At 72.7% G+C, this 10,033-nt stretch carries 9 protein-coding genes, 1 tRNA gene and 1 pseudogene; 5 read left to right on the forward strand and 6 right to left on the reverse strand.

The window, feature by feature from the left end:
• Window positions 1–100: 100 nt before the first annotated feature.
• Window positions 101–487 (forward strand): annotated as a pseudogene (locus ACFWWU_RS36940) (CorA family divalent cation transporter); the annotation flags it as partial.
• 29 nt (window positions 488–516) lie between these two features.
• Here the strand turns inward: ACFWWU_RS36940 and ACFWWU_RS36945 are convergent.
• Window positions 517–1,326, reverse strand: a complete 810-nt coding sequence (locus ACFWWU_RS36945; protein ID WP_384153508.1) for a ferritin-like domain-containing protein — start codon at window positions 1,324–1,326, stop codon at window positions 517–519.
• 273 nt (window positions 1,327–1,599) lie between these two features.
• Complete coding sequence (locus ACFWWU_RS36950; RefSeq protein ID WP_384153511.1) at window positions 1,600–2,649, reverse strand: LLM class F420-dependent oxidoreductase; 1,050 nt, start codon at window positions 2,647–2,649, stop codon at window positions 1,600–1,602.
• A 129-nt stretch (window positions 2,650–2,778) separates the two neighbouring features.
• Here ACFWWU_RS36950 and ACFWWU_RS36955 point away from each other — a divergent pair, with 129 nt between their 5' ends.
• Both ACFWWU_RS36955 and ACFWWU_RS36960 read left to right on the forward strand, forming a co-directional pair.
• Window positions 2,779–3,756, forward strand: a complete 978-nt coding sequence (locus ACFWWU_RS36955; RefSeq protein ID WP_384153514.1) for an aldo/keto reductase — start codon at window positions 2,779–2,781, stop codon at window positions 3,754–3,756.
• The gene (locus ACFWWU_RS36960; protein ID WP_384153517.1) at window positions 3,753–6,044 is read left to right on the forward strand and encodes a helix-hairpin-helix domain-containing protein; all 2,292 of its coding nucleotides are present in this window, start codon (window positions 3,753–3,755) and stop codon (window positions 6,042–6,044) included. Before ACFWWU_RS36955 ends, ACFWWU_RS36960 begins: the two co-directional genes overlap by 4 nt.
• Window positions 6,045–6,110: 66 nt before the next feature.
• Here ACFWWU_RS36960 and ACFWWU_RS36965 read toward each other — a convergent pair whose 3' ends face one another.
• A complete protein-coding gene (locus tag ACFWWU_RS36965; RefSeq protein WP_384153520.1) occupies window positions 6,111–6,797 on the reverse strand; it encodes a hypothetical protein in 687 nt (228 codons plus the stop codon).
• A 47-nt stretch (window positions 6,798–6,844) separates the two neighbouring features.
• Between ACFWWU_RS36965 and ACFWWU_RS36970 the strand changes: the two genes are divergently transcribed.
• Window positions 6,845–7,033: a DUF5703 family protein gene (locus ACFWWU_RS36970; protein WP_384153523.1), complete on the forward strand. Its 189-nt coding sequence runs from the start codon at window positions 6,845–6,847 to the stop codon at window positions 7,031–7,033.
• 54 nt (window positions 7,034–7,087) lie between these two features.
• On the opposite strand, the gene ACFWWU_RS36975 is transcribed toward ACFWWU_RS36970, so the two are convergent.
• The 3 genes from ACFWWU_RS36975 to ACFWWU_RS36985 all read right to left on the reverse strand — a co-directional run bounded on the left by ACFWWU_RS36975 (window position 7,088) and on the right by ACFWWU_RS36985 (window position 9,737).
• Window positions 7,088–7,894, reverse strand: a complete 807-nt coding sequence (locus ACFWWU_RS36975) for a chaplin (protein ID WP_384153525.1) — start codon at window positions 7,892–7,894, stop codon at window positions 7,088–7,090.
• A 154-nt stretch (window positions 7,895–8,048) separates the two neighbouring features.
• A complete protein-coding gene (gene chpH, locus ACFWWU_RS36980) occupies window positions 8,049–8,282 on the reverse strand; it encodes a chaplin ChpH (protein ID WP_015032475.1) in 234 nt (77 codons plus the stop codon).
• Window positions 8,283–8,411: 129 nt separating this feature from the next.
• Window positions 8,412–9,737 (reverse strand): M20/M25/M40 family metallo-hydrolase, encoded by a 1,326-nt coding sequence (locus tag ACFWWU_RS36985; protein ID WP_384153528.1) that lies wholly within the window; start codon window positions 9,735–9,737, stop codon window positions 8,412–8,414.
• 210 nt (window positions 9,738–9,947) lie between these two features.
• On the opposite strand from ACFWWU_RS36985, the gene ACFWWU_RS36990 reads away from it, so the two are divergent.
• Window positions 9,948–10,032, forward strand: a tRNA-Leu gene (locus ACFWWU_RS36990).
• Window position 10,033: the final 1 nt, after the last annotated feature.

Below are 10,033 nucleotides of genomic sequence, written 5' to 3' on the forward strand. Positions count from 1 at the left end.
GCCCGCGCGCGTCGTGCTCCGGGTGCAGAGGCCGCGGTCAAAAAAGCTGGGCGTAACGGTCGGCCGCGTGCCCCCCCCGGCCGCCATTGGGGTGGGCCCGGCCCCCCGCCCGCCGCCCGCCCCCCCCCCCCGGCTGACGGCCGGCTCGGTGCCCTTCGTGAACGCGCAGGCCCAGCCCTTCTTCCGCGACGTCAACGACCATCTGCTGCGCTCGAACGAGCAGGTGGAGGGGCTCGACCGGCTGTTGTCCGACGTGCTCTCGGCCCATCTCGCGCAGATGGGCGTGCGGCAGAACGACGACATGCGGAAGATCTCGGCGTGGGCGGCCATGGCCGCGGTCCCCACGATGATCGCGGGGATCTACGGCATGAACTTCGACCACATGCCCGAGCTGGGCTGGATCTGGTCGTACCCGGCGCTGATCGTCCTGATGGCGGGGATCGTCGCCGGGCTGTACCGGCTGTTCAAGCGGCGCGGCTGGCTGTGAGACCGGTGTGGGACCGCGCCCTCAGAAGGTCAGAAGGCGGGGGCGGGGGTCGCGGGCCCTCCCCCTGCCTCCGGCGGGGGGACCCCCAGGGCGTCGCGCCGTTCGGGCATCCTCAGGTCGACCATCCGGTGCCAGCCGGCGAGGCGCTCGTACGCGTACATGCCGCGGATCCCGGCGGCGAGGGTGGCCGCCTTGGGCTTGGGCCAGTTCAGGATGCGGCCCATGTGGCTCATGACGGCGAGGCTGACGTCGCGGTAGACCTGGATCTCGGCGAGCGCGGACTCGCGCAGGGTGCGCTGGATGAGCCGGCCGTGGCCCTCGCGGGCCAGCCGGAGCAGCTCTTCGTGGCAGTACGCGAGGTGGTTCGCCTCGTCGTTGTCGATCATGTGGATGGCCCTGCCCAGTTCGGGATGGTTCCCGAAGTACGTGACGAGCATGTCCATCTGGTCGGCGGCCCGTTGCTCGGTGACGCGGCTGTGAGCGAGGTAGACGATGATGTCCGACTCGGTCAGCGGCTCGTCGCGGCGGAGCTTGTCGTGGGCGAGGCCGATCCCTCGCTGTTCGAGCAGCCCCGTGTAGTCGGTCTCGGGCGGTACGGGGACGGGTTCGAGGCCGCGCTTCTTCAGCAGGGCGTTGAAGATCCGGCCGTGTTTGTCCTCGTCGGCGCCGTGACGGGTGATCTTGGGCGCGAGCTCGCGCATGCCGGGGGCGACGAGCGCGGCGATCCGCGCGTTCTCCCAGCCACCTTGGGATTCGCCGCTGGCGGCTATGGAGCAGAAGAGCCGGAAGGACTCGTCGTCGTCGATGATTTCCTGGAACAGGCTCTTGGCCGTGAGCATCGCCGCCACCTCCGTGCGTAACCGCACTTCGTCGCCCCCGGACCACCGAGTCAAATGCGGTCCGGGGCGAGGGGCAACAGGAGGGCCGGAGTACTCGGCCGAAAGAGTGAGGCCCGGGGGCGTAACCGGTGGCCCGGTGGAGCCGTTGTGCTGCGTGACGGCCGTGGCGGGGAAGACCCCCGAGCCCCCACCACGGCCGCAGGCCAGGCCCGCGGGATCACCCCCCGCGGGCCTTCTTCCTCTCCCCCGCCCTCACGGAGCCGGGACGGCGTCCTACGCGAGGCCCGCGTGCTCCATCGCCTCGACGCCCGCCCGCAGGGCCGCCAGCCGCTCGTCGAGCGTGAAGCCGGCCGGGGCGAGGGTCAGGGTGGTGACCCCGGCCTCCGCGTAGGCGGTCATGCGCTCGGCGATCCGCTCGACGGGACCGAGCAGGGCCGTCTGGTCGATCAGGCTGTGGGGCACGGCGGCCGCGGCCCCCGCCTTGTCGCCGGCCAGGTACTTGTCCTGGATCTCAGCGGCCTCCTTCTCGTAGCCCATGCGCTGCGCGAGCTGGTTGTAGAAGTTCTGCTTGGGGCTGCCCATGCCGCCGACATAGAGCGCGGTGTACGGCCGGAAGACGTCGGCGAGGGCGCTCACGTCGTCGCCGAGGGCTAGCGGCAGCGTCGGGCAGACGTCGAAGCCGTCCATGGTCAGCCCGGCCTTCTCGCGGCCCGCGCGCAGGTGGCGGAGCGCGGTCTCCTCCAGGTGCTCGACGGAGGGGAAGATCAGCAGGGCGCCGTCGGCGATCTCGCCGGTCTGCTCCAGGTTCTTGGGGCCGATGGCGGCGATGTAGAGCGGGATGTGCTCGCGCTGCGGGTGGACCGTGAGCTTGATGGGCTTGCCGGGGCCGTCGGGCAGCGGCAGGGTCCAGTGCTCGCCCTCGTAGCTGAGGCGCTCGCGGGTCATGGCCTTGCGGACGATCTCGACGTACTCACGGGTCCTGGCGAGCGGCTTGTCGAACTTCACGCCGTACCAGCCCTCGGAGACCTGCGGGCCGGAGACGCCGAGGCCGAGGCGGAACCGGCCGCCGGTGAGCGAGTCGAGCGTGGCGGCGGTCATCGCCGTCATGGCGGGCTGGCGCGCCGGAATCTGCATGATCGCGGAGCCGACGTCGATCCGTTCCGTCTTCGCCGCGACCCAGGCGAGGACCGTGGGGGCGTCCGACCCGTAGGCCTCGGCGGCCCAGCACACGTCGTAGCCGAGGCGGTCCGCCTCCTGGGCGACGGCGAGATTGTCGCCGTCCATACCGGCGCCCCAGTAGCCGAGGTTGATGCCGAGCCGCATGCCACACACCCCTTACCCATCGGTAACGTCCCTGTGGGCCGGACTCTAGCGCGCGGCTCCGGCATCCGTCAGGGTCCGGTTGTCCACAGGCTCTCTCCGCGTGGTGCCCTGGCCAGTAATCTCGCGCCCATGGAGCAGAGGCATCTCGGACGGACCGGCCTGCGCGTGTCACGCATCGGACTCGGCACGCTCACCTGGGGGCGGGACACCGACGAGCACGACGCCGCCGAGCAGTTGAAGGCGTTCTGGGACGCGGGCGGCACGCTCGTGGACACCGCCGACGTGTACGGCGGCGGCGAGGCGGAGTATCTGCTCGGGCGCCTGATGGAGCGTCTGGTGCCGCGGCAGGATCTCGTCCTGTCGACCAAGGCGGGCAGCGTGCCGGACCCCGACCGGCGCACCGACGGTTCGCGCGGGCATCTGCTCGCCGCGCTCGACGCCTCCCTCACCCGGCTCGGCACCGACCACGTGGACCTGTGGCAGCTGCACGCCTACGACCCGTGCACGCCCCTCGACGAGTCCCTCCAGGCCCTCGACATCGCCGTACGGAGCGGGCGGGCGCGGTACGCGGGGGTGGCGAACTTCTGCGGCTGGCAGCTGGCGAAGGCGGGCACCTGGCAGCTCGGCGGGGACCGGACCCGGCTCGCGGGCGCGCAGCTGGAGTACTCGCTGCTCCAGCGGGGCGTGGAGCGCGAGGTCCTGCCGGCCGCCCTGGACCTCGGAATAGGTCTGCTGCCCTCCTCGCCCCTCGGCCGCGGGGTCCTGACGGGCAAATACCGCAGCGGGACCCCGACGGACTCGCGGGGCGCGTCGGAGACCATGGCTCCCTTCGTGGAGCCGTACCTGGACGAGGCGGCGAGCCGGATCGTGGACGCGGTCGCGACCGCCGCCGACGGGCTCGCCACGACCCCGCTGGAGGTGGCGCTCGCCTGGGTCCGCGACCGGCCGGGAGTGACCGCGCCGATCGTCGGCGCGCGCACGGCGCGGCAGCTCACGGCCGCGTTGTCGGTGGAGAGCCTTAGTCTTCCTGACGAGATCTGCCGGGCGCTGGACGATGTGTCGGCGCCCGTGCACCGCTATCCGGATCACGACTGGAGCACCCTGTGACCGAGCCTGCCGGGGAGACCGCGCCCGAGGCACCCGAGGCCGTGGCCCCCATCGAGGAGCCCGTCGTGGAGCCTGTCGAGGCGCCCGCCGAGGACGTACGAGAGGGCGCCGAGGCCACCGGAGCCGCCGACACGGCCGAAACCGCCGACACGGAGACGCCCGAGGGCGAGGCCGACGCCGGGACGGACGACGCCGACGCGGAGACGCCCGAGGACGAGGCCGAGGCCGGGACGGACGCCGGCACCGAGGCCGGGACCGACGCCGGCACCGAGGCCGCCCAGGCTTCCGACGCGCCCGAGCTGAGCGACGCGCAGGCCGAGCTCGCCGCGCAGCGTGAGCTGCGGGCCCGTATCGAGGCGCGGAAGGCCGAGAAGGAGGGCCCTGTGGCGAGCGGCGCCAAGCTGAGCGGCACGGCGGCCGACCTCCTCGCGGCGGTCCGGGCCGTGGAGGGCGGCGCGGCCACGGGCAGCGCGTTCTACGAGGCGCCGGAGCCCGCGCCCCGGCGCCCCGCCCCCGAGGCCGTCCCCGCCATGACCGTGCGGCCTGCCGTCCAGGACACGGCGCCGGTTCCGGTGCCGGGCACCACGGCGGCCGTGCGGGAGGTACTGGCCCGGGGCGGCGCGCCCGAGACGCTGGCCGGGCCGGTCGCCGCCGCGCTCGGCGAGGGCGCCCCCGGGGCGCTGCGCGAGGACCCCTGGCAGCTCCTCGCCGTGCCCGGGGTGCGACCGGAGCAGGCCGACGGTTTCGCGCGGGCGCTGCTCGGCGCCGCGTGCGGGCCCGACGACCCGCGCCGGACCGTCGCCCTGATGGTCTGGCTCCTTGAGCAGGCCGCGCTCCAGGGGCACACCGCGCTGGAGCTCCGGGCCGTGTGTGCCGGACTCGCCCGGCACTCGGTGCCCGATCCGGACAAGGCCGTCGAGGTGGCCGTCTCCGAAGGGGCCGTCCTCGTCTTCCAGGAGGAGACGGCGGAGGAGCACGGCACCGACGAGGAGCAACCCGAAGAGGCAGACGGGGCCGCCGAGGCGGCGGAGGTCGCCGAGGCCGAGGAGCCGGCCACGCCCGTGCTGCTCGGGCTCGACCGGTACGCCCTGGCGGAGGAGAGCCTCGCGGACGGGCTCTCCCGGCTCGTCCGAACGGCCACCGCCGACACCTGGGAGGGTTCCGAGCTCGACCGCGCCGCCGGGACGCACGGACTCGTCCTGCACACGGGCGGCGAGGCGGCCCGCGCCGAACCCGTCGCGCTCGTCGCGACGGCCCGCGCGCGGGGTCTGCGCGCGCTGCTCGCGGTCCACTCGGAGGGCGGGCGGCGGGCGCTCGGCGCCGCCGGGGCGGACGCGGTGACGGTCGCCGCGCTGCTCTCCGGGGCCGCCGGTCCCGGTCGCGACGAGGAGGGCGCCCTAGCCCTGGACGTGCTGGCCGTCCTCGACGCGCCGCAGCTCGACGTGGAGACGGCCGCGATGCTCGTGGAGTCGCTGCCGGACGGCTGCCGGCTGGTCCTGAGCGGCGACCCCGAGGTCCTGGGGGCGCCGGGCGCGGGCAGGGTCTTCACCGACGTGCTCGCCGCCCGGGTGTGCCCGCGGATCGCCTCGCGCGTGCCCGATCCGGGGCCGCTCGGTGAGCTCGTGTCGGGCATCGGCGTCGGCGAGCTGAACCAGGTCGAGGCGCCCGGCAAGGAGGTCGTGATCGTCCCCGTACGGGACGCCGGTGAGGCCGTGCACCGTACGGTCCAACTGGTGGCGGACTCGGTGCCCCGGGCGATCGGCGTACCGTCCGAGCAGACCCAGGTGGTCACGGTCGGCCACGGCGGCTCGGCGGGCACGCGCGCGCTGAACGCCGCGCTCAAGCAGCGGCTCAACCCGGGCCCGGGCCGCTTCGGCGGCTACGACCCCGGGGACCGGGTGGCGTACGCGCCGGTGCCGGGCCGGACGGTGACGGGGACGGTCGTGTCGGCCGACGCCGAGGGCCTGCGGCTGCGGAGCGGGGACGACGAGCTCCTCGTACCGAAGGAGCGGGTGGAGTCGGCGCTGCGGCACGGCTGGGCGCTCACCGCGCACCAGGCGGCCGGGACACGCTGGCCCGCGGTGGTCGTGGTGCTGCCCGGGGACGCCGCGGCAGGCCTGAGCCGCGCCTGGGTGTACACGGCCTTCGGCCGGGCGGAGCGCCATCTGTCGGTCGTCCACGGCGTGGACCAGGCGCTGGCCCGCGCGGTGGCCGAGGGGGTCGCGCCGGATCGTACGACGCGGCTGAGGCCGCTCCTGGTGGGGCTCCTCGCGACGCCCGAGGAGTAGGAACGGACGGGAGAAGCGGCGGAGGGCCGGAACACCCTTGCGGTGTTCCGGCCCTCCGCCGTCTCCTCAGGAGCCGTCGCCCACGGTCACGGGCCCGCCCCCCGCGACCCCGGCCTCCTCGTCGTCGTCTTCGTCCTCGTTCTCGTCGAAGACGGAGCTGACGTCGAAGCGGCAGATGATCCGCTCCGGATCGGCGTGCTCGAAGGGGGCGTTGAGCCACTCCCCCGGCTCCGGGAGCTCCTCGGCCGCGGTGACCCAGAGTGTGGAGTCGCCCTCCTCCAGGCCGAACTCCTTGTGCCGGGAGGCGATCTCGTCGGGTTCGTACTCGCCGAAGAGGACCCCGAGCGCGGCGAGGGGGGAGACGTCCGCCTTGGCCGCCGCCCCGGTCGTGTCCTCCTCGCCGTCGAGTTCGGCGACGCGCCGCGCCTGGGCGAACAGGCGCTGCGGTTCCACCACGGCGTAGTCGCGGCGGATCAGGAGGCTGAGGGCATGGGGTTCGTCAGGTCCGGCGTAGGGCGGCAGGGCTCCGTCCGCGCCGGGGATCTCGAACGGGGTGACCTCGTCGTAGCGGTCGTAGAGGAGTTCGTCGTACTCCTCGGCTGCCGCCGCGAGGGCGTTGAAGGCCTCGTAGACGGCCGTGTCGTCGTCCCCCGTGCGACGTTCGACCGCCGCGAGGTGACGGTCCAGTGCGGCTTTCACCGCCTCGGCGGCGGCGCGTACCTCGGCAGCGGTGGGCTGCGCAGCATCAGACATGGGACGCACGCTATCCGTAGCGGGCCGGTGCCCGCACAATAGATGCGATGCCGGAATACGAATTTGTCGACGTGTACGTGCCGCGCGGTGTCTCCCGCAAGGAGGCGACGCGGCTGCTGACCGACCATGCCGAGTACGGACACTGGGAGTTGGACCGTCTGAGCCTGCGCCGGGACGGGAGCCGCAGAGTGCGGCTGAGGCGGCGGATCATCCGCCAGATCCGGGCGACCTGGTAGGTGACGAGAAGGGGCCCCGCCGTGTGCGGGGCCCCCGTGCGTGGTGCGGTGGGATCAGGCCGCGCTGCGGGCGCGACGGTAGATCAGCGAACCGGCGAGCAGCAGACCGGCGCCCGCGGGAACGATCACGCCGAGCGGGCCGGAACCGGTCTCGGCGAGCTCCTCGACGGCACGCGGCTGCGTGAGGCCGTGTGTATCCGGCGTGTTCGCGCCGGGGGTGTGCGAGCCGCCCTCACTTCCCGGAGTACCAGGGTTACCGGGAGTGCCCGGAGTCCCAGGGTTACCCGGCGTGCCGGGGTTCCCGGGGTGACCGGGGTTCCCCGGATTCCCAGGGTTACCGGGATTCCCAGGGTTGCCGGGATTACCCGGATTCCCAGGGTTGCCGGGATTCCCAGGGTTACCCGGATTCCCGGGGTTGCCCGGGTGCGTCGGCTCGATGCCGTTGCCGCAGCCGTTGCCCGCGGCGGCGTTGCCCAGGCCGATGCCCGTGACGCTGTTGCCGCACACGTTCACCGGGGCGTCGACCGGCACCTGCACCGTGTTGCCGGAGCCCACACCGGGAGAGTCGCTCGTGTGCCCGCCGGCGGAGGAGCCGCCGCCCGGCTTGCCCGGCTTGGAGGTGTTGGCGCACTTGTTGCCCATCGCCGGGTTCAGCAGCCCGACGACGTTGACGGTGTTGCCGCAGGCGTTCACCGGTACGTGTACCGGGACCTGGACGGAGTTTCCGGACGCGACGCCCGGGGAATTCTTGGCCGTACCGCTCGCGCCGGAATCGGCGTGCGCGTAACCGCCACCGACGGCGGCGAAAACGCCTCCCGCGGCGGCGACGGTGATGAGACCTTTGCGCGTGACCTGTCGCATAGCTTCTTCCCTGCCTTTTCGGCTCTCGCCTTCTCGGCTTCGCAAAAGGGCCACCGGGTGGAACACCCGGGGCGGAAATGGCCACCGGCCCCGGAGTGCATGGCACGCACTCCGGGGCCGGACCGGCTCACACCCTTACGGGCGAGGCACAACGTCAGGCGTTGACGCAGGTGTTGCCGAAGGCGGGGTTCAGCAGACCGATCACGGAGACCGTGTTGCCGCACACGTTCACCGGGACGTGAACGGGAACCTGGACGACGTTGCCCGAGAGCACGCCGGGGGAACCGATGGCGGCACCCTGAGCGCCCGCGTCGGCAACGGCCATGCCCGCACCCGCGAGAACGAGACCGCCAGTGGCAGCCGCAGCAGCGACGACCTTCTTGATCATTATTCCTCCTAGTTGCCAATGCGATCCCAGCCGCGGACCGCACCACCTGTAACGAGGGGGAATGGAGGGGGCTACGAGCCCCCGAGTTCATTCACTCTTTCCGGTCATGTTCGAGACGCGCGGTCGAATTCAGCAGGCGTCGAGGAAACGGTCCAGGACGCGGACGCCGAACTTCAGGCCGTCGACCGGCACGCGCTCGTCGACGCCGTGGAACATGCCGGCGAAGTCGAGCTCCGGCGGCAGCTGGAGCGGCGCGAAGCCGAAGCAGCGGATGCCGAGGTCGTCGAAGGACTTCGCGTCGGTGCCGCCGGACAGCATGTACGGCACGGCGCGGGCGATCGGGTCCTCGGCGCGCAGCGCCACCTGCATGGCGTCGACCAGGGCCCCGTCGAAGCTGGTCTCCAGGGCCTTGTCGCCGTGCACGTCCTCGCGCTTCACCCGGGGGCCGAGGATCCGGTCGAGGTCGGCCAGGAACTCCTGCTCGTACCCGGGCAGGAAGCGGCCGTCGACGTGGGCCGTGGCCTGGCCGGGGATGACGTTCACCTTGTACCCGGCGCCGAGCATCGTCGGGGCGGCCGAGTTGCGCAGGGTGGCGCCGACCATCTTGGCGATGCCGCCGAGCTTGGCGAGGGTGCCGTCCATGTCCTCGGGGTCGAGCGGGGTGCCCAGCGCGTCCGAGAGCTCGTCGAGGAAGGACCGCACGGTCTTGGTCACCCTGACCGGCCACTGGTGACGGCCGAGGCGGCCCACGGCCTCGCAGAGCTCCGTGATCGCGTTGTCGTCGTTGGTCATCGAGCCGTGACCGGCCGTGCCCTCGACGGTCAGCCGCATCCAGTGCATGCCCTTCTGGGCCGTCTCCACGAGGTAGAGCCGCAGGTTCTCGTTGACGGTGAAGGAGAAGCCGCCGACCTCGCCGATCGCCTCCGTGACCCCGTCGAAGAGGCCCCGGTGCTTGTCGACCAGGTGCCGGGCGCCGTAGGTGCCGCCGGCCTCCTCGTCGGCGAGGAACGCGAGGACGATGTCGCGCGGGGGCTTGCGGCCGCTGCGCATCCGGTCCCGGACGACCGCGAGGGTCATCGCGTCCATGTCCTTCATGTCGACGGCGCCGCGGCCCCAGACGCAGCCGTCGGCGATCTCGCCCGAGAAGGGGTGGTGGGTCCAGTCCTCGGCGTTGGCCGGGACGACGTCGGTGTGGCCGTGGATGAGCAGGGCCGGGCGGGACGGGTCCTCGCCCTCGATCCGGGCGACGGTGGACGCCCGCCCCTTGTGCGACTCGATGATCTTCGGTTCGAGTCCGACCTCCGCGAGCTTCTCGGCGACGTACTCGGCCGCCGCCCGCTCGCCCGGGCCGGAGTGGTCGCCGTAGTTGCTGGTGTCGATGCGGATGAGGTCGCGACAGAGGTCGACGACCTCGTTCTCGCCGGTGACGCCCCGCGCCGTGTTCGACTCGCTCACTCTGCTTCCTCCCACTACGTGCCCCACGTGGTTCCTTGTGATCGACCCCATCCTCCCGCGTGGCCCCCTCGCCGCCCAAGGGCGACGGTCGGCCGACATGCCGCCGTCACACGACGGAGGCCGAAAAGGGGGTGGTGATCGACCCCCTCGAATGTTTGCTATTGTTTTCCTCGTCGGAAGGGCCCAGCGGCCCGGAAGACAAGACACCTTGTCCGGGTGGCGGAATGGCAGACGCGCTAGCTTGAGGTGCTAGTGCCCTTTATCGGGCGTGGGGGTTCAAGTCCCCCCTCGGACAC

Origin of the sequence: Streptomyces sp. NPDC058650 (assembly GCF_042717315.1) — a bacterium.
Classification (GTDB): Bacteria; Actinomycetota; Actinomycetes; order Streptomycetales; family Streptomycetaceae; genus Streptomyces.